Below are 23,639 nucleotides of genomic sequence, written 5' to 3'. Positions count from 1 at the left end.
CGGCTGGGGTTTGCATGAAACAGGCTGCGATCCCGCTGTTTCTTCTCCTCGCCGGTTGCGCGCCAAAGCTCGACCTGGCGGGAACCCTGGTTCAACTGAATATCGGCTACAGCCAGATTCCGATCCCGTCGGAGGAGAGGACCGCCGCTCAGCTTCGATCTTATTCCATTAGGAATCTGGCGCTTTGGCTCACGCCTGAACGCGCGGATGAGATCGAGACGGGGTCTGTGTCGTCGTCCGCGCCGTTAGGCAACGTCGTGATCGAGCTTGTCGAAATACCGCAAGCGCGCGCGAAAAACGTATGCGAAACAGCATCGAACAGCTTCATCGGGACGGATCAATCGGTTCAAGGCAAGCCGTTGGTCAACGTATTCAGCGGGTATCGCCAAGTCCTCTATCGCACCGCTGATGCGGGCGGCGGCTGTCGCCGAGAGACAGGCGCGCCCCTTGGATTTGCAGCGCCATCATCCGACGTCGCTGCAGACATGCTGCGCGCCTACCGAGACGCTGTGCAAGCCCTGCGGGAGAGAGATCGCGCATCGGACCCATCGACAGATTTTCTTTCGCCCGCTCGGATTGTGTCGGCGACGCCTTGCGTGGGCGAAACGAAATGTCTGTCCTTCAGGCTAGCACCATCTCAGGCTGCCCCTGATGGTTGGGACGTTACATACCGATATGGTCTGTCACGGCGGACCAGCCTAAGCGCCGTATCGCCACCCCCGGCGTTCTAAGTCGGACATGGCGACACCCTTGATCATCCATCCAATTCCGCACAGGTTGTGTTGAGCGGGAGGGATCATGCTCGACGACAAGGCGCCCGAAGTCTGCGACAAGCCCAAGCCTCGGCATAATGGTCACCGCGACCGGCTGCGTGAGCGGGCGGCGAAGGGGGGCCTGGGCGCCCTGCCCGACTATGAGTTGCTGGAGCTGCTGTTGTTTCGCAGCGTGCCCTACAAGGACACCAAACCGCTGGCCAAGGATCTGCTGGCGCGCTTCGGGGGGCTCGAGAGAATCGGGGCGGCCAGCCATGAGGCGATCGAGGATCAGGTGGCTCGGTCGATGGGATACGCCGCCGGCAAGGCGACGCGGGCCGTGGCGCTGGACCTTCAGCTGATCTTCGACGTGACGCGGCGGATCGCGCGCGAGCCGACGGCCAAGCGGCCGGTGATCTCGTCCTGGACGGCGCTCCTGGCCTATGTGCGCGTCGCCTTGCAGCACGAGCCGCGCGAGCAGTTCCGAGTGCTGTATCTGGACAAGAAGAACCAGCTGATCCTGGACGAGGTGCAGAACCGCGGCACGGTCGATCATGCGCCGGTCTATCCGCGCGAGGTCGTGCGGCGCGCGCTGGAGCTGTCGGCCAGCGCCCTGATCCTGGTGCACAATCATCCGTCGGGCGATCCCACCCCCAGCCGCGCCGACATCGAGATCACGAAACAGGTTGTGCAGGCCGGCCTCACCCTTAACGTCGAGGTTCACGACCATCTGGTCGTCGGCCGCGACGGGGTGGCCAGCTTCAAGCAACTGGGCCTGATGTGACCGACAGGATTCTGACGACCGAGCGGCTGGTGATGAGCCCCGTCTCGACCGACGATTTCGACGACCTACTGACGCTGTGGTCCGATGAGGATTTCACGCGCCACATCATGGGCCGGGCGCTGGGGCGCGAGGAGGTGTGGTTCCGGCTGCTGCGCGATCTTGGCCATTGGGCGGCGATGGGCCATGGCAACTGGACGATCCGGTTGAGGGCCGACGGCGCCTATCTGGGCAGCGTCGGGGTGTTCGACTATCGCCGCGAGCTGGAGCCACCGTTCGATGCGCCGGAGCTGGGCTGGGGCGTGGCACCGGAGTTTCAGGGGCAGGGCTATGCGGCCGAGGCCCTGACGGCGGCCCTGACGTGGACCGACCGGAGGCTGGAGGGGCGAACCGTCTGCATGATCTCGCCCGAGAACCTGGCCTCGCTGAAGCTGGCGGCGCGGGTCGGTTATCGCCCCTATGCGACGACGACTTACAAGGATCATCCGGTCCAGTTGTTCGAACGCCCCCGCCGCGCGCCGTAGGTCGGCATTAAGGATTACCGGGCAAACTGGCGTTGAACGAAGTACGAGCGCCCGCCATGCCCATGTCCGTCGAAACGCTGCGCCAGCATCTGGTCGACGCCTTCGCCGACGCCGAGATCGAGATCGAGGATCTGGCGGGCGACGGCGACCACTATCGCGCCCGGATCGTGTCGAGCGCCTTCGCCGGCCTGCCGCGCGTGCGTCAGCACCAGATGGTCTATGCCGCGCTGAAGGGTCAGATGGGCGGCGAACTGCACGCCCTAGCGCTGGAGACCTCGGCTCCGGTTCAAGAGGGGTAGGTCATGCGCTATCGCCCGTTCGGCGTCTCCGGCGCCGCCATCTCCAACCTGACGCTCAGTTTCGGCGCCGAGGCGTTGAAGCGCGGGCGCGAGGCCGGGCTGGACCTGCTCTATTCGGCGCTGGAGGCGGGGATCAACAGCTATCGGCTGGAAACGGCCGACCCGGTGGCGGCCGAGGTGCTGGGCGAGGCGCTGTCCCATGTGGATCGCAAGCTGGTCTATGTCAGCCTGACGCTGGGCGCCGGTGACGGGCGCAGCGCTGAACGGGACTTCTCGGCCCAGGGCATGACCGCCGCCATCGATCGGGTGCTGCATTTCTCCGGCCTGGGCTGGGTCGACATGGCGGTGCTGCACGAGCCCGGTGAGACCGAACTGGCGCAGTCATCTCTCAGCGCGCTGAAGGCCATGCGCGCCACGGGGCGGATCAAGCTGCTGGGCATCGCCGGCGGCGGCGAGGTGATGGACGCTTATGTTTCCACCGGGGCCTTCGACGCCCTGCTGACGCCGTTCGACATCAATGCCGACTGGAAAATCCGAAACCGCATCCGTTCGGCGCGCGAACAGGACATGGCGGTCTTCGCCTATGATTTCTACAAGGATCGTCGCTCGGGGCCGCGGGTCGCGCCGATCGTGAAGAAGGGCCTGTTCGGCTTCGGGGGCCAGAAGCGGCCGCAGGATTCGCCGCAGAAGGATGCGTTCGGCTTCCTGTATCGCACGCACAACTGGACCGCAGAGGCGATCTGCCTGTCCTACGTCCTGACCGACCCGACGGTGTCCAGCGTGATCGTCGATCCGACCGACACGGATCGGCTGGCGACATTGGCCGCCGCGCCTGAGCGGGACATGCCGCCGGGCCTGGCCGCGCAGATCGAGATGGCGCGCGTCGTGGCCAATCAGGCGGCCTGACCGTCCTCAGCGGCTGTGCAGAACGTCGCGGACGCCTTGACCGCGCCCGTTCGGCTCCCTAGCTGACGGGCTTCACGAAAGGCCCGTATCCGTGACCGACACCGCCCAAGCCGCCGATCCCGTCCACGCCTTCATCGGCGAAACCGTCGCCCAGAACGACGTGGTCCTGTTCATGAAGGGCACGCCGGACCAGCCGCGCTGCGGCTTCTCGTCCCTGGCGGTGCAGATCCTGGATCATGTCGGCGCCGGCTTCGTGGGCGTGGACGTGCTGCAGGACGAAGCCCTGCGCGAAGGCATCAAGAGCTTTACTGACTGGCCCACCATTCCGCAGCTCTATGTGAAGGGCGAGTTCGTGGGCGGATCGGACATTATCCGCGAGATGTTCCAGGCCGGCGAACTTCAGGCCCTTATGGTCGAGAAGGGCGTGCCGCTCGGCGAGGCCTGATGGCCAGGAAGACCCTCACGCCGCGCGAGGACCGCGAGGTCTTCGTCGTGCCGCTGGACGTGCGGCCCGAGCACATCGACGCCAACGGCCACGTCAACAACGTCGTCTATGTCGGCTGGCTGCAGGATGCGGGCACGGCCCACTGGAATGCGCGCTTCGACGAGGCGACGCGGGCGAAATGGTCGTGGGTCGCCACCCGGCATGAGATCGACTATCTGCGCGGCATCGAGCCGGGCGCAGAGGGCGTGGTCGCCCGCACCTGGGTCGGCGATCCGCAGGGGCCGCGCTTCACCCGCTATGTCCGCATCGAGGACGCCCAGGGTCGCGTCTGCGCCCAGGGCGTCACCGAATGGGTGCTGGTGGACGCTGCGACCCTGAGGCCGCAGCGCATTCCGCCAGACATGCTGACCGTGTTCGAGACGCCTACTTCAGCGGATTGAGGATGCGGGCCGGCGTGCCGGGCTCCAGGCCCAGGTCGGCATAGGTCCAGCGCAGCTCGACGCCGTCCGGGACCAGGGCCTTGCACAGGTCCTGTTTGGTGCGACGAAGGGTGATCTCGGCCGGCGAGCCGTCCGATACCGACACCTCGAAATCCGACGCCTGGGTGCAGCCGGTGGAGTCGACGCGCGCGACCAGGGCGCCGTCGGCGAACCGGGCTTCGCGGATGGCCTCGGCCGGCGGGGCGTCGTCGCGGCGCAGGTTCACCGAGACGTTCTCGCCCGCGTCGCTGTCATAGATGACGCAGGCCGACAGCAGCGGCGCGACCAGGGCCACGACCGCCAGACCCTTGATCATCGGGCCCTTCACCAGGCTGCGCATCACTGGCCCGAGGCCGGCGCGGTGATGACGCGCGTCGTCGGCTTTTCGGTCGAGACGATGATGCAGCCCGACAGCAGCGGGGCGGCGATGGCGATGGCGAGAGCGAGACGAAGCATTGGTGTGTTCCCCAGTTGAAGCTTGACCCTTTTGTGCCGCGTGGGCCGGGCGTGCACACGTGAATAATCGGAAAGCTGGGTGAACAATCGGAAAGGATCGGGGTTGAACGTGACCGCAACCGCCATAGCTACAGTCCCCCCCTCTCCTGCCCCACGGATCATCCTTCATGAGCCAGCTGTTCTCGCCCCGCGCCGTCGGCCCACTGACGCTGAAGAACCGCGTCGCCATCGCGCCGATGTGCCAGTATTCGGCCATCGACGGCGTGCCCCAGCCCTGGCACGTGCAGCATCTGGGACGACTGGCGATCTCCGGCGCGGGACTGGTCATCGTCGAGGCCACGGGAGTCGAGGCGGCGGGACGAATCACGCCCGACGACACCGGCCTGTGGAACGACGCGCAGGAAGAGGCCTTCGCCCGAATCATCCGCGACATCCGCACCTACAGCGACACCCCGATCGGCATCCAACTGGCCCACGCCGGACGCAAGGCATCGACCAGCGCCCCGTGGAAGGGCGGCGGCGCCCTGAAGGCTGAAGACGGCGCGTGGGAAACCTTCAGCGCCTCGGCCGAACCGTTCAAGGATGACTGGCACACGCCGACCGCCATGACCCCGGCCGACATAGATCGCGTCGTCGCCGCCTTCGAGGACGCGGCGCGGCGGGCGGACCGGGCCGGGTTCGATCTGGTCGAACTGCACGCCGCCCACGGCTATTTGCTGACCCAGTTCCTGTCGCCGGTGTCCAACCACCGCACCGACGAGTTCGGCGGATCATATGAGAACCGGGCGCGCTTCCCGCTGCGGGTCGCCCAGGCTCTGCGCGACGCCTGGCCCCGGACCAAGGCGCTGGGCGTGCGCTTCAACGGCTCGGACTGGGTGGAGGGCGGAATCGCCCTGGACGAGGTGACGGCCTTTGGTCAGGCGCTGCACGACATGGGCTATGATTATCTCCACCTGACGTCGGGCGGGAACGTCTCCCAGGCGAAGATTCCGGGCGACGAGCCGGGTTATCAGTTGCGGTTCGCCCAGGCCGTGAAGGCGGCGACGCCGCAGGCCAATGTGATGGCCGTCGGCATGATCTTCGATCCGCAGCAGGCCGAGGACATCGTAGCGTCCGGTCAGGCCGACTTCATCGCCATCGCACGCGCGGCGCTGGACGATCCGCACTGGGCGCACCATGCGGCCGTCGCCCTGGGTGAGGATGAAGGCCTGCCGCCGCAATACGAGCGGGCCGGAAAGAAGCACTGGCCGGGATACGGCAAGGCCCGCTGACCCTACCGATCAATCAGGCGGCGTCCGTCAGCGGACAGGCGGCCGCCGTTTTCAGGAGCGGGGCAGCTGATAGGGGTTGTTGACGCTGACGGGCGAGCCGGGCGTCAGGCCCAGTTCCTCGAACGACCACTTCAGCTCGACGCCCTGGACCAGGTCCTGCTTGCACTTGTCCTCGTCGATGCGTCGCAGGGTGATGACGGCGCTGCCGCCCTGCAGGCTGACGATCGGGATCAGGTCTTCCTTGGCCGTGCAGCCGTTCGAACTGACCCAGAAGACGGCCTGGTCCTTGGTGAAGGCGGCGGCATGGATCGGCTCCAGCGCGCCGGGCATTCCCGCAGTCGAGACGGTGGGCTCGCCGCGGCTGGCGCAGGCGGCCAAGCCCGCCGATGCGGCGGCGATCAAAGCCAAGCGTTTCATGATGGAGTCGCGCAACTGACGACCTCCCCTGCCTCAAAGCCTGAACCGGCCGAGAATGCGCCTGTTCGCCCCTGGAGGGAACAGGATAAAAAACGAAAGGCCCCGGACGAATCCGAGGCCCTCCAAACTCAAATCCAGAAGCGGCTCAAGTAGGCCGAAGGCCGATAGCCGCTCAGAAGAAAACTCCGCTTACGAAGCGTAGTATTCGACGACCAGGTTCGGTTCCATCTTCACGGCGTACGGCACGTCCGACAGTTCCGGCACGCGGACGTAGCGAACCGAGAACGAGCGGTCCGACAGTTCCAGGTAATCAGGCACGTCGCGTTCCGACGACTGCTGGGCTTCGAGCACCAGAGCCATGTTGCGCGACTTTTCCTTCACGGTGACGACGTCTTCCGGCTTCACGCGGTAGGAGGCGATGTCGACCTTCTTGCCGTTGACCAGGACGTGGCCGTGGCTGACGAACTGGCGGGCGGCCCAGACGGTCGGGACGAACTTGGCGCGGTAGACGACGGCGTCCAGGCGCGATTCCAGCAGACCGATCAGGTTTTCCGAGGTGTTGCCCTTGCGACGCGCAGCCTCGTCATAGGTCTTGGCGAACTGCTTCTCGGTGATGTTGCCGTAGTAGCCCTTCAGCTTCTGCTTGGCCTTCAGTTGCAGACCGAAGTCCGAAACCTTGGACTTGCGACGCTGGCCGTGCTGGCCGGGACCGTAAGAACGCTTGTTGACCGGCGACTTGGCGCGGCCCCACAGGTTCTCACCCATGGCCCGGTCGATCTTGTACTTGGCGCTGTGGCGCTTGGACATTCTATTCTCTTTTCGACGATACGGCCCGGCATTCCCTGGATTGGGAATGCGATCTCAACGGCGGTCCACGCATCTTCCGTCATTCATCCCGGCCCCGCCGAAGCGGACCCGTAGAAGGCGGCGCTTATGGCCAGCGAGGGCGGCGGAGTCAAGCACGGCGGGCCGTTAAGCACGATGGCATGGAACGATCCCGTCGCCCCACCCTTCCTTCGATGCAACCAAACCACGCATGAGGACAAGGAGGAGTGGAATGCAGCCCGAACCCAACAGCTTTCAGACCGGCCTGTCCGACAAGGCCATGGAAACACTCAAGAAGCAGCTGGTCGATCTGGTCGAGCCTTTGAGCGACCACCAACTCCTCGATCTCGCCGACGGCATCCACGAGATGCTGCGCCGGCGCCGCATGGTCCGCCAGCACCATGCCGAGCGCATGAACGCGCGCACCCGGCACGGCGTGGATTTTCGCATCTAGTCCTTCGCAGACTGCGCTTCCGAAATGAACATGGCGCGGCCTTCGCGGGTCGCGACCTTGCCCAGGCCCGGGAACGGGAAGTGATAGGCGTAGATGTGGGCGCCGGAGTTGCGCAGCGCCGTCACCTCGTCCAGCCGCGCCTTCAGGCCTGCCGCCTGATCGTCGTCATAGCCGACCTTCCAGTCTGGATGTTCGACCGACAGAATCCAGTGATGCATCAGGTCGCCGGTGTAGAGCAGCTGGTTCTGGCCGTTGGCGATCAGATAGGCGACGTGCCCCGGCGTATGGCCGGCCGTGTCCTGGGACTGGACGCCCGGCGCGACCTCGCCGCCCGGCTCGAAAGCCTGGACCTTGGGCGTGATGATCCGCACCAGATCGGCCAGCTCGGGATTGGCGCGGATGGACGCCCATTCCGCCTGCGACATCCGGACCGCCGCATTGGGGAAGGCTAGGCCGCCATTTCGGATCAGGCCGCCGACATGGTCCGGGTGGCCGTGCGAGATTAGCACGTCGGTGATCGAGGCCGGGTCGACGCCCGCCTTTTGCAGGCTGTCCATCAACTGGCCCTTGCCCTCGCCCAGGCCTGTGTCGAACAGCATCGTGCGGGCGCCGTTCCTGAGCAGAAGCGGATGGATTTCCAGCATGATCGGATCGGCCGGCTGTCCGGCGGCGGTCAGGGGCGCGGCGACCGCCTGCGGCGTCAGACCGACGCCGAAGGTCTGGTTGTCGTTCTTGACCGGGTTTTCGCCGTCGAACAGGGCGATGGCGTCGAGCGCGCCGATCTTGAAGCGATAGACCGGCTTCTCGGCCGGCGCGGCGACGGTCTGGGTGGGGTTGGGCGGCGCGGGATCGCCGGGCTTCTGCGGGTTCGCGTTGGGGTTACAGGCCGCCAGCATCAGAGCCGCGAAAGCAGCCCCCGTCATCATCGTCCGCATCGCTTCGATCTCCGTTTGCGATGACGCAATCGAAAACGCCCGCCGGAGGTTCCGGCGGGCGTCGTCATCTCTCGGTCTCTGGGCTGGACCGGCCCTATTTGGCGGCGGCGTAGAGTTCGTTGACCTTGTTCCAGTTCACCACCGTCCAGAACGACTTCAGATAGTCGGCGCGGCGGTTCTGGTATTTCAGATAGTAGGCGTGCTCCCACACGTCGGCGCCCAGAATCACCTCGCCGCGCTCTTCCACGACATCCATCAGCGGGTTGTCCTGGTTCGGGGTCGAGGTGATCTTCAGCTTGCCGTTCTGCACGATCAGCCAGGCCCAGCCCGAACCGAACTGCGCGGCGCCGGCGGCGTTGAAGTCTTCCTTGAACTTGTCCATGCCGCCCAGATCGGCGTCGATGGCGGCCTTCAGCTCGGCCGAGGGCTCACCCGCCTGATCGGCCGGGGCCAGCAGTTCCCAGAACAGGCTGTGGTTCCAGTGACCGCCGCCGTTGTTGCGCACGGCCTTGGGAGCGGTGGAGATGCTGGTGAAGATTTCCTCCAGCGACTTGCCCTTCAGGTTTTCGTCGGCGTCGACGGCCTTGTTCAGGTTGTCGACATAGGTCTGGTGGTGCTTGTCGTGGTGGAAGGTCATCGTCTCCTTGTCGATGGCCGGCTCCAGCGCGTCATAGGCGTAGGGCAGCGGGGGCAGGGTGAAGGCCATGTCAGTCTCCTGAAGACGGGTTTATTCCTGAACCCCATTTAGGGGCTATGGCGTCTGACCCAAGCGATTTCATCGCGTTTTTGTTCAGCTTGGCCATTTGCATTGGCCCATAACGCGCGCGATTGTCTACCCGTCAATCGGAGGCTGTCATGTCGCGTATCGGTTTTATCGCCCTACTGGCGCTGGCCGTTTCAGGAAGCGGTTGCGCTGGTTTCAAGGCGCTGGACAAGGCGGCGGCGGATATGGCGAGTCAAACGCCGACCCGCACCCAAGACCCCGCAATCGGCGCGGACAATTATGGCGGTAAGACCTGCCGCGTCAGTCATACCGTTTGGTCTTCGACGACGACGACCGTCGAGGAGACTGGCAAGGCGCCCGTCACCATCCGCATCGTCACGACGCCCTCGGGAACCACGACCGAGATTGTTCCGACGCCCTGACCAAACCAAGTTAGACGGCTGGCAAGTTCGCCTTCAGGCAATCGCGAACGGCGCGCTTCACATCGCCCGGCGCATTGGGCTCGTCCACGCCCTCGGCCGCGAAGACGGCGCGCACGGCGGCGTCCAGCCCCTTAGGCAGGGCTTCGATCACCCGCTTCTGCCCCTTGGCGTGCAGGCAATAGCCCACCTCGCGGCACAGGGCGGAAAACATGGGTTCGTAGGGATCGGGAGCGCTCATGGGCGGCCCTTTAGCACCGCTGGCGGCTCAGGTCTTCAAACGTTCGGCGTGGAAGGCGATGTGGTCGGCGATGAAGCTGGCCATGAAGAAGTAGGAGTGGTCGTAGCCGGGCTGCATCCGCAGGGTGATCTTCTGGCCGGCGGCGTCGGCGGCGGCTTTGAGAAGTTCCGGCTTCAGCTGGTCGGTCAGGAAGCTGTCGGCGTCGCCCTGGTCGATCAGGATGTCATCGAAGACGCCCCCTCCGTCAGGATCCTTGGCGGCGCCGGCCGCGATCCGTTTGGCGGCGTCGTGGCGGTCCCAGGCGGCGCGGTCGTCGCCCAGATAGGCGGTGAAGGCCTTTTCACCCCAGGCGCAACGGGTCGGCGAGCAGATCGGCGCGAAGGCGGAGACCGAACGGAACAGGTCGGGGTGGTTCAACGCCAGGGTCAGGGCGCCGTGGCCGCCCATCGAATGGCCGCTGATCGACCGGACGCCCGTGGTCGCAAACTCGGCGTCGATCAGGGCGATCAGTTCCCCGGTGACATAGGTCTCCATGCGGAAATGCGGAGCCCAGGGCGCCTGCGTCGCATCCAGATAGAAGCCCGCGCCTTGGCCCAGGTCATAGGCGGGATCGTCGGCGACGCCGTCTCCGCGTGGAGAGGTGTCGGGCGCCACGATGATGACGCCGTGTTCGGCGGCGGCCTGGTAGGCCCCCGCCTTGGTGGTGAAATTATCCTCGGTGCAGGTCAGGCCCGACAGCCAGATCAGCACCGGGAAAGGCCCCTCGCCCGCCGGCGTGAAGACCGACAGGGTCATCGGCGTGCCGGTCGCTGTGCTGTCATGCTTCAGATAGCGCAGGGTTCCGCCGTGGACGGCGTGGGTCTTGGTGGTCTGCAAGGTCATGCTAGATTTCCTGCGAGCTTAGGAGACGAACGTCCATGTCCCTGACCGCGTGCAGCTTCCGAGCAAGCTTGGCATCCGCGGTGACGAGAGGCAGACCTCGCCGCCGCGCCATCACGGCATACAGGCAGTCGGTCATCGAATGATTGAGATCACAAGCAAGATCGAAGGCTTCAGAGATCAGCTCTCGATGATCGGCCAAATCGACGACTTGCGGGATGACGGACAGGTTTTCCGTCGCGGACGAAGCCTCCAGTTCGCCACGAACCACGTAGCGGCGAAAGACATTGGCCGCTTCGATCAGCATCAGGTCCGGCGCAACGGGAGACCCGTGGATTCGACGGGCCTCGATCGCGTCGTCAGCCAGTGGATCGTCGATGAACCATTTGACGACGACGCTGGCGTCGAAAACCGCACTCACCGATCGCGATCTTCGCGGATCAGGGCCGTGGAATCGAGAGACGAGCCTCGCGTCTGCTCGCGGGATCGTCGAGACGCGGCTTCAAAGCGGGCCTCGACATCCATCGCCTCACGCACGGCCATGTCCCTGAACTTCTGCTCGAGGGAGATGTTCTGAGCCTTCGCCATCACCTTGAGGCGGGCGACGACGCCATCATCCAGATCGCGGACAAGAACCTGAGCCATGCGTCATGATAGCACAGCGCTAGCACGACCACAACGCTTCAACCCACCCGATGCATGGCGCAGATCTTGTTGCCTGACGGATCGCGCAGATATGCCAGGATCATCGGGCCGAACGGGCCCTGACGCTCGCCGGGCGGGTCCTCGATGGCGCGACCGCCGGCGGCGACGCCGGCGTCGTGGAAGGCCTGGACCATCTCGGGCGTCTTGGCGTGAAAGCCGATGGTGCCGCCGTTGGCGTGGCAGGCCGGCTCGCCGTCGATGGGCGCGCCGATCGCAAAGGCGCCCATGCGGGTGCGCCACCAGTAGCGGCCCTTGGGGTCCGGCCCCTGGCCCGGCTCGACGCCCAGGGCGCCGAGCGCGGCGTCGTAGAACCGGCGCGACGCCTCGATGTCGTTGGCACCGACGGTGACGTGGGTGAACATGGCGAGCCCTCCTGATCTATGGTCGACAGACGATAGCCATGACCGTCTCTTTTGGCAACGAACCCGTCACCACGGGACGGGCCGGCCATCGCGGTCCAGATAACGCAGCCCTGGCCGTCCCTTTTGAGCCAGGATCACCTCGACCAGTTTGGGGATGCTGTCCTCGATCGTATGGGGCGCGTCGGGCCCGCCCAGATCGGTGCGAATCCAGCCCGGCGCCAGCAACAACATCGCGCGGGGGTCACCTGTGTGACGCGCGGCATAGCCGCGGATCAGCATATTCAAGGCCGCCTTGGAGGCGCGATAGGCGTCGACGCCGCCGCCGTTGTTGTTGGCGATGCTGCCCTGGCCCGACGACATGACGCCGATCACGCCGCTGGGCGCGACCCGGTCGCCTAGCGCCTCCACCACCTGAACCGGCGCCCAGGCGTTGGTGGCCATCAGCCGGGTGAAGTCATCCAGCGGCGTATCAGCGATAGAAGCCGGCGCATCGGCCACGCCCGCATTGATGAACAGACAATCGAAGCGTCGATCCGACAGCCTCTCTGCAAGCGCCCGCACCTGCTCGCCATCCGTGATGTCCAGCATCTCGATCTCTAGCGTCGGATGGTCCGACGCCAGGGCGTGCAGGGGCGACACGACGGATCGGGCGGTAGCGACGACAGACCAGTCCCTCTCCAGGAAGGCCTCGGCCAAGGCCAGGCCCAGGCCTCTCGACGCCCCGATCAGCAGGATGGAGCCGGGGGCCCGTGTGGCCATGATCAGAACACCACGACCGAACGGATGCTCTTGCCTTCGTGCATCAGGTCGAAGGCCTTGTTGATGTCGTCCAGGGCGAAGGTGTGGGTGATCATCGGGTCGATCTCGATCTTGCCGTCCATATACCAGTCGACGATCTTGGGCGTGTCGGTGCGGCCGCGCGCGCCGCCGAAGGCGCTTCCCCGCCACACCCGCCCCGTGACTAGCTGGAACGGGCGGGTGGCGATCTCCTTGCCGGATTCGGCAACGCCGATGACGACGCTTTCGCCCCAGCCGCGATGGCAGGCCTCAAGCGCCTGGCGCATGACGACGGTGTTGCCGGTGCAGTCGAAGGTGTAGTCGGCGCCGCCGTCGGTCAGCTGGACCAGATGGGCCACGACGTCGGAGACCTCCTTCGGATTGACGAAATGGGTCATGCCGAAGCGACGGCCCCATTCTTCCTTGTCGCCGTTGATGTCCACGCCGACGATCATGTCGGCCCCGACCATCTTCAGCCCCTGGATGACGTTCAGGCCGATGCCGCCCAGGCCGAAGACGACGCAGTTGGCGCCGGGCTCGACCTTGGCCGTGTTGACCACGGCGCCGACGCCGGTGGTCACGCCGCAGCCGACGTAGCAGGCCTTGTCGAAGGGCGCGTCCTTGCGGATCTTCGCCACCGCGATCTCGGGCAGGACGGTGTAGTTCGAGAAGGTCGAGCAGCCCATATAGTGGGCGATCGCCTGACCCTTGTAGCTGAAGCGGCTGGTGCCGTCGGGCATGACGCCCTTGCCCTGCGTGCCGCGAATGGCGGTGCACAGGTTGGTCTTGCGCGACAGGCACGACTTACACTGGCGGCATTCCGGCGTGTACAGCGGGATGACGTGATCGCCGACCTCAACCGAGGTCACGCCCGGCCCCACCTCGACCACCACGCCCGCGCCCTCGTGCCCCAAAATCGAGGGGAAGACGCCCTCGGAATCCAGCCCATCCAGCGTATAGGCGTCGGTGTGGCAGATGCCGGTGGCCTTAATCTCGATCAGCACCTCGCCGGCGCGGGGCCCCTCCAGATCGACCTCGACGATCTCCAACGGACGTTTGGCCTCGAAGGCGACGGCGGCGCGGGTTTTCATGGCGGGGGCTCCTGAACGATTCCATCCTCTTCTAGGGCAGGCGCAGGATGGTATGAAGCCGTCATGTCACACACAAACCTCGTCGTCCTGACCGGGGCCGGCATATCGGCCGAGAGCGGCGTGCCGACGTTTCGGGCTTCGGATGGGCTGTGGTGCGGGCATCGGGTCGAGGATGTGGCGACGCCGGAGGGTTATGCGGCCGATCCGGCGCTGGTGCAGGACTTCTACAATCAGCGGCGGCGGCAGTTGGCCGAGGTCCAGCCCAATGCGGCGCACCGGGCGCTGGCGGAGCTGGCGGCACGGTGGCGGGGCGCGTTTCTGTTGGTGACGCAGAACGTCGATGATCTGCACGACCGGGCGCATGAAGCGACGCCGCCCGCCGCCGGGTTCGAGCTGATCCATATGCACGGCGAGCTGCTGAAAAGCCGTTGCACCCGGTCGGGCGTAGTCATGGACTGGGCCGGCGACATGGCGGCGGATGAGGCCTCGCCGCATCATCCGCAGGGCGTCATGCGGCCGCACATCGTCTGGTTCGGGGAGATGCCGCTTCAGATGGAGCGGATCGAGCGGGCGTTGGAGGCCTGCGACCTGTTCGTTTCCATCGGCACGTCGGGCGCGGTCTATCCGGCGGCGGGGTTCGTGCAGGCGGCGCGGCATGCCGGAGCGCGGACGGTCGAGATCAACCTGGAGCCGACGTCGGGGGCGCGCCTGTTCGACGAAGGCGTTTACGGACCGGCGACGCAGGCCGTGCCGGCCTTCTTCGACGCGCTGTAGAGACGAAAACGGCGGCCGCTGCGAAGGCGGCCGCCGTTCCGGCGTTCGAAGTCGAGGCGGCTTAGGCCAGGACGACGATGGTCACGCGGCGGTTCTGCGAACGGCCCTCGGGCGTGTCGTTCGAGGCCACCGGCTGTTCCTGGCCATAGGAGATGGTGGCCATGCGGTTCAGGGCGACGCCTTGGCGGTTCAGGAAGCGACGCACGGCCTCGGCGCGTTGCTCGCCCAGCTGGTCATTATGCTCGGGCGTGCCGGTCGAGTCGGTGTAGCCCTGGATTTCCAGATAGACGTTCTTGTTCTCGCCCTGCAGACGCTGGGCGAACTGGGCCAGGCGCTGCTCGGCCTCGGGCGACAGGGCCGCCGCGTCGGTGGGGAATTTCACGGAATCGTCCGACAGCACGACCTGATAGAGGAACTTGCCCTCGGCCAGCTTGTGCGCGTCGTTGGCGCGTTGCAGGGCCTGGCCTACGGTGCCTTCGACGGTGGTCACGCGGTTGTCGACGACTTCGACCTGATCACGCACGAAACGATGGCTGGCGCAGCCGCTGGCCGCAAAGCCGAGGGCGATGAGGGCGCCGCCGACGACCGCCATCCTGAGTTTCGATCTGCTCAAGTTCTGTCTCCTTCTTGCCGGGAGCGCCACACCCAGTTCATGCGCAAGATGAAAGTGGCGTATGAGACAAGGCGGAGTAATGACGCGCTTTGGGCGGCATCATGTCAGCTTGACCATAAGCAGATGGAATATTCGCGTTATTCTTGCATGAGGACGGAACCGTCGCATTAGTGAAGACGTTGTGCCGCCGACGGCGGATGCCGGAGGGCGGACACGCTCATCTATCGCCGCTCTGCGCCGTCGCGCGGTTGTATTCACGACGACGCCACTTTCCTGACGCGACCGAATGTTTTCAACGACGCCTGGCGGTTTTTACAGGCGTTTTGTCCCCATGACCATGCGGCGGCGTGTTCAACGCCCATCACGGATAGGCGATTGAGCGCGGCGCGCACACGGCGGTGGGCGCTGGCGGCGACGCCGATCCTGGCCGCGCATCTGGGGCTGGCGCTGCTGATGCACGGCGGTGCGGAGCCGATGGTCGAGGCGCCGCAGACGCCGCCGATGATGGTCGAACTGGTCGAGCCGCCCCCGCCTCCCCCACCCGCGCGCGTGATCGCGCCCGATCCCACGCCCGACGCGCCGGCCGCCGCCGCCCAGGCGGCCGCGCCGGCCAAGCCCGCGCCCCAGCGGCGACCGCCGGCCGTGGCGGCGGCGCGACCGAGACTGGTGGTCAGCAAACGCCCGCCGGACGTCGAACCCCTGCCGGCCGCGCCCGCTCCGCCGGGCCCGCCCCTGCCCCTGCTGGGCGCGGCCCAGATCGCCGGCGCCATGACGGTCGGCGCTGGTCCGGGCGGCGGCGGCGGAACGGGCGTCGGCGGATCGGGCGGCTCGGGCGGGACCGGCGCCGGTGCAGGCTCAGGCGGCGGTTCATGCGACATGGTGCGCTGGGTTCAGGACGCGGTGCGCGACGACCAGGCCGTGCGACGCGCCGTCATCGCCGCGTCCCAGGACATGGACGCGAACGGACGCGCCATTCTGGTCTGGAACGGCGACTGGCTGCAAAGCCGCAACCAGGCGGGCAAGGGTCTGGCGGGTGTGCGCCAGGCCATCGCCCTGGAGGTCGCCTTCGCCCCGGCCGAGTGCAAGAGCCAGCGCATGACGGGCCTGGCGGTCCTGAAGCTGGAAGACCGCCCCGGCGGCGCGCAACTGGCGCTGGGCAAGGGCAGCTGGCGCTGGTCGGACCTGCTGGGCGCGAGCTGACGCGGCCGACGCCCATTCAGACGGTCGCATCAGAAAAACACCGTCTAATTCGTCTAATTCGTCTGATCTCTTGCCTCCTCGACCGTGCGTTGCGTCCGCTACGGATGAACAGAGCCAGGATCGCACGGCCTGACGGCGTGGGCAGGAGGATGACGCTGACGCGAGGCAAAGGATTGAAATGTCTGCGATCGTGTCTCGCAGATCGGCTGGCTAGCCTCTCGGGCCGAACAGGATGAGCCCGGCGCCGATCAGGCAGACCAAGCCGCCAAGAATGTCCCAGCGATCCGGCGGGGTCTTCTCGACCAGCGCCATCCAAATCAGGGAGGCGCAGATATAGACGCCGCCGTAGGCCGCGAAGGCGCGGCCCGCCGCGTCGCTGGGGACCAGGGCCAGGAGCCAGGCGAAGGCGATCAGGCAGGCGACGCCGGGCGCCAGCCACAGGGGCGAACGATCCAGCTTCAGCCAGGCCCAGAAGGCGAAACAGCCGCCGATCTCCGCCAGCGCGGCGAGGGGATATATGACGGCCAGCTTCATAAGGGCTTCCTACGTCGCATTACCACCATCGTCATCCTCGGGCTTGACCCGAGGATCTGATTGTCCGCCTGCAAATCGTCGGGGAGAGCCGACGCCCGTTGCGCCCGATCCTCGGGTCAAGCCCGAGGATGACGGAGGAGAAGGAGAGGTCCCCCCTACTCTTCCGTTTTGGCCTTCGCCGCCCGTTCTTCCGCCAGCTTGGCCAGGACCCGGCCGCGGCCGCGCGACAGGGCGTGGATGGCGCCGCGCATGGTGGCGACCTCTTGCTCCGAAAAGGCGGCGCGGCCCAGCATGACGCGCAGGTTCTGGCTCATCGAGCGCTTCTTCTCGGGCGGATAGAAGAAGCCGCCGTTTTCCAGTTCGTCCTCCAGATGCTCGTACATGCCGATCAGCAGGTCGTTAGACGCCGGCGGTTCGCTGTCGCGGAAGCGCGGCGGCGGGGCGTCCAGGATCAGGGTGCGCCATTCATAGGCGTTGATCGCAACGGCCTGGGCCAGGTTCAGGGAGTGGTGCTTCGGGTCGATCGGAATGGTGACGATGCCGGCGCACAGGGCGATATCGGTCGTCTCCAACCCGGCGCGCTCACCGCCGAACAGCAGGCCCGTCTTCAGGCCCGAGGCCGTGTCGTCATAGAGGACGCGGCTGGCCTCGCGCGGCGTGCGCACGGGCTGGCGCGTCTCGCGCGGGCGGGCGGTCGTGGCGAAGACGGTGTTCAGGTCGGCGATGGCGTCGGCGACACTGTCGAACACCCGCACCCCGTCCAAGACCCAGTCGGCGCCCGAGGCCGTGGCCCAGGCCCGCTCCTGGGGCCAGCCGTCGCGGGGGCTGACCAGGCGCAGGTCCGTTAGGCCGAAGTTGGCCATCACCCGCGCCACGGCGCCGATGTTCTCGGCCATCTGCGACTTGTCGAGGACGACAGCGGGGGGAGGAAGGTCAGACATTGGCGTTGCTATAAGTGAGGCGTGCTAGTGAGCAAGAGGTGAGCCGAGGCGTCGATACGCGCATGACCCGCTCACCCCTCGCTCACTAGCACCGTTCACCAAGAGGTTCAGTCCTCGCCCACCATGGCGATCCAGGGGTCGGCGGTTCCGGCCTCGACCTCAGCGACCTTTACGGCGGGCCAGCCGATGGAGGCGCTGCCCGAGGCGGTCCAGGCGGCAACGATGAAGTCGCGCAGTTCGCCGGCGCCCGCCGCCAGACGTTCGTTGACGAAGGCCGCGCCGCGCGGGTCAGCGTCACGGAAGCCGCCGGCTTTTTCCAGACGATAGAAGGGGATCACCGTGCCGAGCGTCGTGGTCAGATAGGAGACGGTGCGGGCCTTGACGTCGAACCCGTCCAGTTTGGCGGCCGGCATGGCGGCCTCGACGGCGTCCAGACGGGCGACGCGGTTGGTGAACTCGCCCTCGAAGACAGCGTGGGTCTGACGCGAGTTGGTGAAGCCTTCCGGGTTCGGGAAGTCGCCCCAGCCATTGTAGTGAATGCTGGTGTGATGGGGTTGCGAACCGTCGCCGACGTAGTGGCCCATGACGCCGATGTCGCGCAGGATCAGGGCCTCGCGACGGCTGCGGTCAGCGCGATACCAGGCCTGACGCTCCATATTGGTCTCACGCTTCTCGGCCGCGTTCAGCACGCGCCAATAGGCGAAGTCGCGGCCCAGCTGCTGCCAGGCGTCCATCATGGCGTAGGGCAGATAGCCGGCGTCGTTGACGTCCAGACCGGCCTTGGTCAAGGCGGCGTCATATTCGGACTTCAGGCGCGGCAGGTCGTTGAGGCTCATGCCGCGCTGGTCGTAGACGCGACCCTGGTCGTCCAGGTCGACGAAGTGGGCGGTGTCGCGTTCGCGATCGTGCGGCTGGCCGGCGCCCTTCCAGCGGTCAGGCTCGCGCGCCAGTTCGCCCACATCGGCGATGGCGGCGGGGGTGCGAAGGAAGGCCGGCAGTTCGTCTGGCAAAGCCCGCATCGCCGCCACGCCGATCAGGCGGTGGCCGGTGTTGCCCCAGGCGGTGACGGTGACAGCCGGCGCGGCGACCGCGACGAGGGCCAGGGCGGCGATGGCGAGACGTTTCATGCACAAACCTCAACAAGGATCACGCCCGTCTAACGCATCCTTGATCGCGCCTCCAGCGTCCAAGGGGTGGTGCGAGGCGCATCGGCGCCTAGGTTATGAAGGCTCCCCCTTCGTCTGTTTCAGGCTCCACGCTCCTGGGGAGCGATGACGTGATTGCGTCATCGCCGTCGTCGGACGGCCCTTCCAGTGGACGCCAGACCGAAAGGACATTCCCATGCGCACGCCCCGCATCGCCCTTCTTGCTTCCGTCGCCCTTCTTGCGACCGCCGCGACCGCTCACGCCCAAGACGCATCAACGACGACGCAGACGCCGACGGCCGCGCCGATGGCCGGCTCGACCACCTTCACCGATGACGAGTTGAAGAAGTTCGACGACGCCATGGCCAAGGTGAGAGCGGTCAGCGACACGCTGAACGGCGCCCAGCCGACGCCGGAACAGCAGGCGCAGATGGCCGCCGCGGTGCAGGATTCGGGGCTGGAGGTGACGCGCTTCAACACCCTGTCCAACGCCGTCGCCGCCGATCCTGCCCTGGCCGCGCGCATTCGGGTGGTCAATGCCACGCCGCCAGCGCCCGGCACGCCAGCCGCCGCCGTAACGGATGACGAACTGAACCGCTTTGTCACCGCCATGACGCAGATTCGCGCCGTCACGGCCGAGGTGCAGAACAATCAGGCGACGCCCGAACAGAGCGCCAAACTGACGGCGGCGGTCCAGGCCTCCGGTCTGACGACCGAGCGTTTCAACGCCATCTCGCAGCTGGTGTCCGCGACGCCCTATCTTCAGGCCAAGGCGCAACTGGCCGGCGCTCGTCTGGAGAAGGGCGTGAGCCAGTAGGGATCAGGTGTCGGCGGGCTCGCGCCGGATGTCCGGCGCGGCCGGGCCCGCCTCGTCCTCGTTCAGCAGACGGCCCTCGCGACGGGGCTTGATGTAGGGGGCGGGCTGGGGCGTCGGCATATTGCCGCGCATCAGCTGGCGGCCGGCCTTGAGCCCGCCGGTCAGCTGCAGGTCCAGTCGGGCCTCGTCGCGACGGCGCACGTCGCCGATGGTCTCGGCCGCCTCATGCTCGTCCAGCCCCAGTTCGACCAGGGCGCGCTCGCCGAACTTAAGCGCCGACTCGAAGGTCTCGCGGATCTGGTAGTCCACGCCGGCCTGGATCAGGCGCATCGAATGCCCTCGGTCGAAGGCGCGGGCCATGATCCGGGTGGTCGGGAACTCCGACTTGACCAGTTCGACGATGCGGTCGGCGGCCTCAGGCTTGTCGACGCAGACCAGGACCATCTCGGCCTCCTCCGCGCCCGACGCGCGCAGGGTGTGCAGCTGGGTGCCGTCGCCGTAGTAGACCTTGAACCCGAACTGGGAGGCGGCCTGGATCATCTCCACATCGTTCTCGATGATCGACACGTCCACGTCGCGGGCCAGCAGGGGTTGGGACACGACCTGGGCGAAACGGCCGAAGCCGATGATCAGCACCTGGCCGCGCAGGTCCTTGGCGAAGTCCACGCCCTCGGCGCTTTCGGCGTCCTGGACCGGCTTGGGCGACAGACGCGCGATCAGCAGCGAGGTCAGGGGCGTCAGGGCCATCGACAGGATGACCACCGCCGACATCATCGCCCCGATGCGGGCGTCGAACAGGCCGGCGGCGACGGCGGCGCCGTACAGGACGAAGGCGAACTCGCCGCCTTGCGCGAACAGGCCCGCACGCTCGACCGCCTCATGGTGCGAGGCCTTGAACAGACGCGCGACGGCATAGATGCCCACGCCCTTGACCAGCATGAAGGCCACGACCCCGCCCAGCACCAGACGCCAGTCGGCGACGACCACCGATACGTCCAGCGACATGCCGACGCTGAGGAAGAACAGGCCCAGCAGGATGGCTCGGAACGGCTCGACGTCCGCTTCCAGCTGGTGGCGGAAGGTTGATTCCGACAGCAGGACCCCGGCCAGGAAGGCGCCCATGGCCATCGACAGACCGCCCAGGGACATGGCCCAGGCGGCGCCGACCACGACCAGCAGAGCCGCCGCCGTCATCACCTCGCGTCCGCCGTACTGGGCCAGGAGACGGAAGACCGGATTGACCAGATATTTGCCGGCCAGCAGCACCCCGCCGACCGCCGCGACCGCGAAGCCGATCGTCTGCCATAGGGGTGGGACGTGTTCGGCCGCGCGGCCGGTCAGCGAGGCCAGGACGGCGACGATGGCCAGGAGCGGCACGATGGCCAGATCCTCGAGCAGCAGGATGGAGACCGCCCGCTGGCCCGGCCCGCCCGCGATTTCGCCGCGCTCTTCCAGCATCTGCATGATGACGGCGGTGGACGACAGGACAAAGCCCATGGCGCCGACGAAGGCGACGGGTGCGGAGAAGCCGGCCAGCATGGCGGTCAGGGTCAGGATCAGGCCGCAAAACAGCACCTGGGCCGCGCCGAGGCCGAAGATTTCCTTGCGCAGTCCCCACAGACGTTTGGGCCGCATCTCCAGCCCGATGATGAACAGGAAGATGACCACGCCGAACTCGGCGACGTGCAGGATGGTCTCGGGCTCGCGGAACAGTTTCAGACCGAAGGGACCGATGGCCAGACCCGCCGCCAGATAGCCAAGCACCGATCCCAAGCCGATACGCTTGAACACCGGCACGGCGAGCACGCCTGCGGCCAGCAGAGCGGCCGCCGCGCCCAGATCCAGTCCCGTCGTCGCCTCAGCCATCGCATTCCCCCAAGCTCGGCCCGTATTGTGGGGCTCGTCGTGCGCGATTGCGAGATGGCGCCGAAGACACGGTCGAAGATCGCTGTGTGGCGAGCGACCTGTTTGCCACAGTTTCGCCTCAGGACGACCCGCGACTGGCGTCAAGAAACAACCGGAGGAAGCCATGTCACGCATCATCAGGATGGCGGCGCTGTCCGTTCTGAGCCTGTCGTTCGCTGCGCCGCCGGTCGCCGTGCCGACCGTCGCACTGGCCAAGCCGCTGGATGGCGAGCCGACGCCGGCGGCGTGCCGGCCGCTGGGGTTCGAGCTGCAAACGCACTCCGAGATGCAGGATCTCGTCGTGACGGGATCCCGCGTCCAAGGTCGCACCGCGACGACGCACGCGCCGATTGCGCCGCCTCCTCCTCCTCCTCCTCCTCCTCCTCCCCCGCCACCACCGCCTGCTTCATACGTCCCTCCACCGCCCGCTGCGATGACAGGCGGCGTGGGCGTGACCGGGTTTCGAGTTTCGCCGATCACCCCGGCGCCCGCGCCCGCCGACACCGAACGCTACCCTGACGCGACGCCCAATCCGGTGAAGCGGACCAGCGATCAGCCGGTCTCGACCTTCTCCATCGACGTGGACACGGCGTCCTATTCGAACGTGAAGCGCTTCATCGACGAGGGTCGTGCGCCGCCCAAGGATGCGGTGCGGGTTGAGGAGCTGATCAACGCCTTCGACTACGACTACGCCCGGCCGACCAGCCAAAGCCGGCCCTTCGCCATCACCACGGCGGTCGCCGCCTCGCCCTGGGCTGACGGGCGTCAGATCGTGCACATCGGCCTGCAAGGTTATGAACTGCCGGCGGGCGAGCAGCGGCCGCTGAACCTGATCTTCCTGGTCGACGTCTCCGGCTCGATGGGGTCGCCGGACAAGCTGGACCTGGCCAAGAAGGCGATGAACCTGGCCATCGACCGGCTGAGGCCGCAGGACACGCTGGCCGTCACCTATTACGCGGAAGGCGCGGGCACGACCTTGCAGCCCACCAAGGGCGACGAAAAGCTGAAGATGCGCTGCGCGGTCGCCAGCCTGCGGGCGTCCGGCGGCACGGCCGGGGCGACCGGCATGACCAATGCCTATGACCAGGCCCAGGCGAACTTCGCCCGCGACAAGGTCAACCGCATCCTGATGTTCACCGACGGCGACTTCAACGTCGGGGTGACCGACAACAAGCGGCTTGAGGACTATGTCGCCGACAAGCGCGGGACGGGCATCTATCTGTCGGTCTATGGCTTCGGGCGCGGCAACTATCAGGACGCGCGGATGCAGACCATCGCCCAGGCGGGCAATGGGGTCGCGGCCTATGTCGGGGACCTGAGGGATGCGCGCCGGCTGTTCGGACCGGCCTTCGACAAGGGCGCCTTCCCCATCGCCGACGACGTCAAGATCCAGGTCGAGTTCAATCCCGCGCGCGTCGCCGAATGGCGGCTGATCGGCTATGAGACCCGCCTGTTGAACGAGGAAGACTTCAACAACGACCAAGTCGATGCGGGCGAGGTCGGATCCGGCGCCAGCGTCACGGCCCTGTACGAGATCACCCCCGTCGGCGGCCCGACGCAGATCCCCGATCGGCGCTATCCCGATAACCGTATCGGGGTCGGCGGCGGCGATCCGAACGGCGAGATCGGCTTTATCCAGGTGCGCTACAAACAGCCGGGCCAGAGCCGCTCGGAGCTGATCCAGCAGCCGCTGACCAACCGCACGGGCGGGCCGGTCAGCGCCCAACCGCCCGAGGCCACGCGCTGGGCCATCGCGGTCGCCGGCTTCGGTCAGAAACTGCGGGGCGATCCGTGGATGGCGCCCGACTATGGCTGGGACCGGATCATCGATCAGGCGCAAGGGGCCAGGGGCGAAGATCCCTATGGCGACCGGGCCGAGTTCGTTCAGCTGGTGCGGGCGGCCCAGGGCCTCCCCCCGATGCGGACGCCCTGACCGGAACCGCCACGCTCGCGGCGGGTTTTCAGCGC

31 protein-coding genes are annotated in these 23,639 nt (G+C 66.7%); 14 read left to right on the top strand and 17 right to left on the bottom strand.

What is annotated here, in order from left to right; translation table 11 throughout:
* Positions 1-14 precede the first annotated feature (14 nt).
* The 7 genes from JX001_RS05960 (at position 15) to JX001_RS05930 (ending at position 4,147) form a co-directional block, all read left to right on the top strand.
* Positions 15-731: a hypothetical protein gene (locus tag JX001_RS05960; protein WP_205682720.1), complete on the top strand. Its 717-nt coding sequence runs from the start codon at positions 15-17 to the stop codon at positions 729-731.
* A gap of 67 nt (positions 732-798) precedes the next feature.
* Positions 799-1,536, top strand: a complete 738-nt coding sequence (radC, locus tag JX001_RS05955) for a RadC family protein (RefSeq protein WP_205682719.1) — start codon at positions 799-801, stop codon at positions 1,534-1,536.
* Positions 1,533-2,057 carry a GNAT family N-acetyltransferase gene (locus JX001_RS05950; protein ID WP_241004777.1) on the top strand — a complete coding sequence of 175 codons (525 nt, stop codon included), beginning with the start codon at positions 1,533-1,535 and terminating at the stop codon, positions 2,055-2,057. Before radC ends, JX001_RS05950 begins: the two co-directional genes overlap by 4 nt.
* Before the next feature lie 56 nt (positions 2,058-2,113).
* Positions 2,114-2,356 (top strand): BolA/IbaG family iron-sulfur metabolism protein, encoded by a 243-nt coding sequence (locus JX001_RS05945; protein WP_205682718.1) that lies wholly within the window; start codon positions 2,114-2,116, stop codon positions 2,354-2,356.
* 3 nt (positions 2,357-2,359) lie between these two features.
* A complete protein-coding gene (locus JX001_RS05940) occupies positions 2,360-3,262 on the top strand; it encodes an aldo/keto reductase (protein ID WP_205682717.1) in 903 nt (300 codons plus the stop codon).
* 91 nt (positions 3,263-3,353) lie between these two features.
* Positions 3,354-3,707, top strand: a complete 354-nt coding sequence (gene grxD, locus JX001_RS05935) for a Grx4 family monothiol glutaredoxin (protein WP_017504696.1) — start codon at positions 3,354-3,356, stop codon at positions 3,705-3,707.
* Positions 3,707-4,147 (top strand): acyl-CoA thioesterase, encoded by a 441-nt coding sequence (locus tag JX001_RS05930; RefSeq protein WP_205682716.1) that lies wholly within the window; start codon positions 3,707-3,709, stop codon positions 4,145-4,147. The genes grxD and JX001_RS05930 overlap by 1 nt, the downstream gene beginning before the upstream one ends.
* Here the strand turns inward: JX001_RS05930 and JX001_RS05925 are convergent.
* Complete coding sequence (locus JX001_RS05925; RefSeq protein WP_241004776.1) at positions 4,131-4,526, bottom strand: hypothetical protein; 396 nt, start codon at positions 4,524-4,526, stop codon at positions 4,131-4,133. The two genes, JX001_RS05930 and JX001_RS05925, sit on opposite strands and share 17 nt — an antisense overlap.
* Positions 4,527-4,809: 283 nt before the next feature.
* Here JX001_RS05925 and JX001_RS05920 point away from each other — a divergent pair, with 283 nt between their 5' ends.
* On the top strand, positions 4,810-5,913 hold the full coding sequence (locus tag JX001_RS05920; RefSeq protein WP_205682715.1) for an NADH:flavin oxidoreductase/NADH oxidase: 1,104 nt from the start codon (positions 4,810-4,812) through the stop codon (positions 5,911-5,913).
* A 51-nt stretch (positions 5,914-5,964) separates the two neighbouring features.
* Here JX001_RS05920 and JX001_RS05915 read toward each other — a convergent pair whose 3' ends face one another.
* Positions 5,965-6,345, bottom strand: coding sequence for a hypothetical protein (locus tag JX001_RS05915; protein ID WP_017504691.1), 381 nt, complete (start codon positions 6,343-6,345; stop codon positions 5,965-5,967).
* Positions 6,346-6,519: 174 nt separating this feature from the next.
* Positions 6,520-7,137, bottom strand: coding sequence for a 30S ribosomal protein S4 (gene rpsD, locus JX001_RS05910; protein WP_055806141.1), 618 nt, complete (start codon positions 7,135-7,137; stop codon positions 6,520-6,522).
* A 250-nt stretch (positions 7,138-7,387) separates the two neighbouring features.
* Between rpsD and JX001_RS05905 the strand changes: the two genes are divergently transcribed.
* Positions 7,388-7,609 (top strand): hypothetical protein, encoded by a 222-nt coding sequence (locus JX001_RS05905; protein ID WP_205682714.1) that lies wholly within the window; start codon positions 7,388-7,390, stop codon positions 7,607-7,609.
* Here the strand turns inward: JX001_RS05905 and JX001_RS05900 are convergent.
* Both JX001_RS05900 and JX001_RS05895 read right to left on the bottom strand, forming a co-directional pair.
* A complete protein-coding gene (locus tag JX001_RS05900) occupies positions 7,606-8,544 on the bottom strand; it encodes an MBL fold metallo-hydrolase (protein WP_205682713.1) in 939 nt (312 codons plus the stop codon). The genes JX001_RS05905 and JX001_RS05900 overlap by 4 nt on opposite strands.
* Before the next feature lie 94 nt (positions 8,545-8,638).
* Positions 8,639-9,250, bottom strand: coding sequence for a superoxide dismutase (locus tag JX001_RS05895; RefSeq protein WP_112863597.1), 612 nt, complete (start codon positions 9,248-9,250; stop codon positions 8,639-8,641).
* Between the two features lie 149 nt (positions 9,251-9,399).
* Here JX001_RS05895 and JX001_RS05890 point away from each other — a divergent pair, with 149 nt between their 5' ends.
* On the top strand, positions 9,400-9,690 hold the full coding sequence (locus tag JX001_RS05890) for a hypothetical protein (protein ID WP_205682711.1): 291 nt from the start codon (positions 9,400-9,402) through the stop codon (positions 9,688-9,690).
* Positions 9,691-9,700: 10 nt separating this feature from the next.
* Here the strand turns inward: JX001_RS05890 and JX001_RS05885 are convergent, their stop codons facing one another.
* From JX001_RS05885 to JX001_RS05855, 7 genes are all read right to left on the bottom strand, one after another.
* Positions 9,701-9,928, bottom strand: coding sequence for a hypothetical protein (locus JX001_RS05885; protein WP_205682710.1), 228 nt, complete (start codon positions 9,926-9,928; stop codon positions 9,701-9,703).
* Positions 9,929-9,955: 27 nt separating this feature from the next.
* On the bottom strand, positions 9,956-10,810 hold the full coding sequence (fghA, locus tag JX001_RS05880) for an S-formylglutathione hydrolase (protein WP_205682709.1): 855 nt from the start codon (positions 10,808-10,810) through the stop codon (positions 9,956-9,958).
* A 1-nt stretch (position 10,811) separates the two neighbouring features.
* Positions 10,812-11,228 carry a type II toxin-antitoxin system VapC family toxin gene (locus tag JX001_RS05875; RefSeq protein WP_205682708.1) on the bottom strand — a complete coding sequence of 139 codons (417 nt, stop codon included), beginning with the start codon at positions 11,226-11,228 and terminating at the stop codon, positions 10,812-10,814.
* A complete protein-coding gene (locus JX001_RS05870; protein ID WP_112863594.1) occupies positions 11,225-11,452 on the bottom strand; it encodes a FitA-like ribbon-helix-helix domain-containing protein in 228 nt (75 codons plus the stop codon). The genes JX001_RS05875 and JX001_RS05870 overlap by 4 nt, the downstream gene beginning before the upstream one ends.
* A gap of 38 nt (positions 11,453-11,490) precedes the next feature.
* Positions 11,491-11,874 carry a VOC family protein gene (locus tag JX001_RS05865; protein WP_205682707.1) on the bottom strand — a complete coding sequence of 128 codons (384 nt, stop codon included), beginning with the start codon at positions 11,872-11,874 and terminating at the stop codon, positions 11,491-11,493.
* Between the two features lie 66 nt (positions 11,875-11,940).
* Positions 11,941-12,633 (bottom strand): SDR family NAD(P)-dependent oxidoreductase, encoded by a 693-nt coding sequence (locus JX001_RS05860; protein ID WP_205682706.1) that lies wholly within the window; start codon positions 12,631-12,633, stop codon positions 11,941-11,943.
* 2 nt (positions 12,634-12,635) lie between these two features.
* Positions 12,636-13,742, bottom strand: a complete 1,107-nt coding sequence (locus JX001_RS05855) for an S-(hydroxymethyl)glutathione dehydrogenase/class III alcohol dehydrogenase (protein WP_205682705.1) — start codon at positions 13,740-13,742, stop codon at positions 12,636-12,638.
* Between the two features lie 63 nt (positions 13,743-13,805).
* On the opposite strand from JX001_RS05855, the gene cobB reads away from it, so the two are divergent.
* A complete protein-coding gene (cobB, locus tag JX001_RS05850; protein ID WP_205682704.1) occupies positions 13,806-14,516 on the top strand; it encodes a Sir2 family NAD+-dependent deacetylase in 711 nt (236 codons plus the stop codon).
* Positions 14,517-14,577: 61 nt separating this feature from the next.
* Here the strand turns inward: cobB and JX001_RS05845 are convergent, their stop codons facing one another.
* Positions 14,578-15,129 (bottom strand): OmpA family protein, encoded by a 552-nt coding sequence (locus JX001_RS05845; RefSeq protein WP_205682702.1) that lies wholly within the window; start codon positions 15,127-15,129, stop codon positions 14,578-14,580.
* 375 nt (positions 15,130-15,504) lie between these two features.
* Between JX001_RS05845 and JX001_RS05840 the strand changes: the two genes are divergently transcribed.
* Entirely contained in the window at positions 15,505-16,329 is an 825-nt protein-coding gene (locus JX001_RS05840; protein WP_205682700.1) for a hypothetical protein, read from the top strand.
* Positions 16,330-16,539: 210 nt separating this feature from the next.
* On the opposite strand, the gene JX001_RS05835 is transcribed toward JX001_RS05840, so the two are convergent.
* From JX001_RS05835 to JX001_RS05825, 3 genes are all read right to left on the bottom strand, one after another.
* Positions 16,540-16,863, bottom strand: a complete 324-nt coding sequence (locus JX001_RS05835) for a YnfA family protein (protein WP_205682698.1) — start codon at positions 16,861-16,863, stop codon at positions 16,540-16,542.
* Positions 16,864-17,018: 155 nt separating this feature from the next.
* Complete coding sequence (locus tag JX001_RS05830; protein WP_205682696.1) at positions 17,019-17,804, bottom strand: RNA methyltransferase; 786 nt, start codon at positions 17,802-17,804, stop codon at positions 17,019-17,021.
* Between the two features lie 107 nt (positions 17,805-17,911).
* Entirely contained in the window at positions 17,912-18,931 is a 1,020-nt protein-coding gene (locus JX001_RS05825; RefSeq protein WP_205682694.1) for a phospholipase C/P1 nuclease family protein, read from the bottom strand.
* A gap of 214 nt (positions 18,932-19,145) precedes the next feature.
* On the opposite strand from JX001_RS05825, the gene JX001_RS05820 reads away from it, so the two are divergent.
* On the top strand, positions 19,146-19,766 hold the full coding sequence (locus JX001_RS05820; RefSeq protein ID WP_205682692.1) for a DUF4168 domain-containing protein: 621 nt from the start codon (positions 19,146-19,148) through the stop codon (positions 19,764-19,766).
* Positions 19,767-19,769: 3 nt separating this feature from the next.
* On the opposite strand, the gene JX001_RS05815 is transcribed toward JX001_RS05820, so the two are convergent.
* Positions 19,770-21,632: a monovalent cation:proton antiporter-2 (CPA2) family protein gene (locus JX001_RS05815; protein WP_205682690.1), complete on the bottom strand. Its 1,863-nt coding sequence runs from the start codon at positions 21,630-21,632 to the stop codon at positions 19,770-19,772.
* A gap of 163 nt (positions 21,633-21,795) precedes the next feature.
* Between JX001_RS05815 and JX001_RS05810 the strand changes: the two genes are divergently transcribed.
* On the top strand, positions 21,796-23,604 hold the full coding sequence (locus JX001_RS05810; RefSeq protein ID WP_205682689.1) for a vWA domain-containing protein: 1,809 nt from the start codon (positions 21,796-21,798) through the stop codon (positions 23,602-23,604).
* Positions 23,605-23,639 lie beyond the last annotated feature (35 nt).

This window comes from Brevundimonas fontaquae (assembly GCF_017086445.1).
Classification (GTDB): domain Bacteria; phylum Pseudomonadota; class Alphaproteobacteria; order Caulobacterales; family Caulobacteraceae; genus Brevundimonas; species Brevundimonas fontaquae.
The sequence above is the reverse complement of the archived record's forward strand: the minus strand, read 5'-3'. Positions and strand labels throughout refer to the sequence as shown.

Excerpts from the sequence above, each read along its gene's own strand:
- rpsD (WP_055806141.1), bottom strand. The coding sequence starts at position 7,137 with ATGTCCAAGCGCCACAGCGCCAAGTACAAGATCGACCGGGCCATGGGT.
- JX001_RS05810 (WP_205682689.1), top strand. The coding sequence starts at position 21,796 with ATGTCACGCATCATCAGGATGGCGGCGCTGTCCGTTCTGAGCCTGTCG.
- JX001_RS05905 (WP_205682714.1), top strand. The coding sequence starts at position 7,388 with ATGCAGCCCGAACCCAACAGCTTTCAGACCGGCCTGTCCGACAAGGCC.
- JX001_RS05920 (WP_205682715.1), top strand. The coding sequence starts at position 4,810 with ATGAGCCAGCTGTTCTCGCCCCGCGCCGTCGGCCCACTGACGCTGAAG.
- JX001_RS05885 (WP_205682710.1), bottom strand. The coding sequence starts at position 9,928 with ATGAGCGCTCCCGATCCCTACGAACCCATGTTTTCCGCCCTGTGCCGC.
- radC (WP_205682719.1), top strand. The coding sequence starts at position 799 with ATGCTCGACGACAAGGCGCCCGAAGTCTGCGACAAGCCCAAGCCTCGG.
- JX001_RS05815 (WP_205682690.1), bottom strand. The coding sequence starts at position 21,632 with ATGGCTGAGGCGACGACGGGACTGGATCTGGGCGCGGCGGCCGCTCTG.
- JX001_RS05945 (WP_205682718.1), top strand. The coding sequence starts at position 2,114 with ATGCCCATGTCCGTCGAAACGCTGCGCCAGCATCTGGTCGACGCCTTC.
- cobB (WP_205682704.1), top strand. The coding sequence starts at position 13,806 with ATGTCACACACAAACCTCGTCGTCCTGACCGGGGCCGGCATATCGGCC.
- JX001_RS05865 (WP_205682707.1), bottom strand. The coding sequence starts at position 11,874 with ATGTTCACCCACGTCACCGTCGGTGCCAACGACATCGAGGCGTCGCGC.
- JX001_RS05870 (WP_112863594.1), bottom strand. The coding sequence starts at position 11,452 with ATGGCTCAGGTTCTTGTCCGCGATCTGGATGATGGCGTCGTCGCCCGC.
- JX001_RS05855 (WP_205682705.1), bottom strand. The coding sequence starts at position 13,742 with ATGAAAACCCGCGCCGCCGTCGCCTTCGAGGCCAAACGTCCGTTGGAG.
- JX001_RS05940 (WP_205682717.1), top strand. The coding sequence starts at position 2,360 with ATGCGCTATCGCCCGTTCGGCGTCTCCGGCGCCGCCATCTCCAACCTG.
- fghA (WP_205682709.1), bottom strand. The coding sequence starts at position 10,810 with ATGACCTTGCAGACCACCAAGACCCACGCCGTCCACGGCGGAACCCTG.
- JX001_RS05890 (WP_205682711.1), top strand. The coding sequence starts at position 9,400 with ATGTCGCGTATCGGTTTTATCGCCCTACTGGCGCTGGCCGTTTCAGGA.
- JX001_RS05820 (WP_205682692.1), top strand. The coding sequence starts at position 19,146 with ATGCGCACGCCCCGCATCGCCCTTCTTGCTTCCGTCGCCCTTCTTGCG.
- JX001_RS05860 (WP_205682706.1), bottom strand. The coding sequence starts at position 12,633 with ATGGCCACACGGGCCCCCGGCTCCATCCTGCTGATCGGGGCGTCGAGA.
- JX001_RS05930 (WP_205682716.1), top strand. The coding sequence starts at position 3,707 with ATGGCCAGGAAGACCCTCACGCCGCGCGAGGACCGCGAGGTCTTCGTC.
- JX001_RS05835 (WP_205682698.1), bottom strand. The coding sequence starts at position 16,863 with ATGAAGCTGGCCGTCATATATCCCCTCGCCGCGCTGGCGGAGATCGGC.
- JX001_RS05900 (WP_205682713.1), bottom strand. The coding sequence starts at position 8,544 with ATGCGGACGATGATGACGGGGGCTGCTTTCGCGGCTCTGATGCTGGCG.
- JX001_RS05960 (WP_205682720.1), top strand. The coding sequence starts at position 15 with ATGAAACAGGCTGCGATCCCGCTGTTTCTTCTCCTCGCCGGTTGCGCG.
- JX001_RS05825 (WP_205682694.1), bottom strand. The coding sequence starts at position 18,931 with ATGAAACGTCTCGCCATCGCCGCCCTGGCCCTCGTCGCGGTCGCCGCG.
- JX001_RS05830 (WP_205682696.1), bottom strand. The coding sequence starts at position 17,804 with ATGTCTGACCTTCCTCCCCCCGCTGTCGTCCTCGACAAGTCGCAGATG.
- JX001_RS05895 (WP_112863597.1), bottom strand. The coding sequence starts at position 9,250 with ATGGCCTTCACCCTGCCCCCGCTGCCCTACGCCTATGACGCGCTGGAG.
- JX001_RS05925 (WP_241004776.1), bottom strand. The coding sequence starts at position 4,526 with ATGCGCAGCCTGGTGAAGGGCCCGATGATCAAGGGTCTGGCGGTCGTG.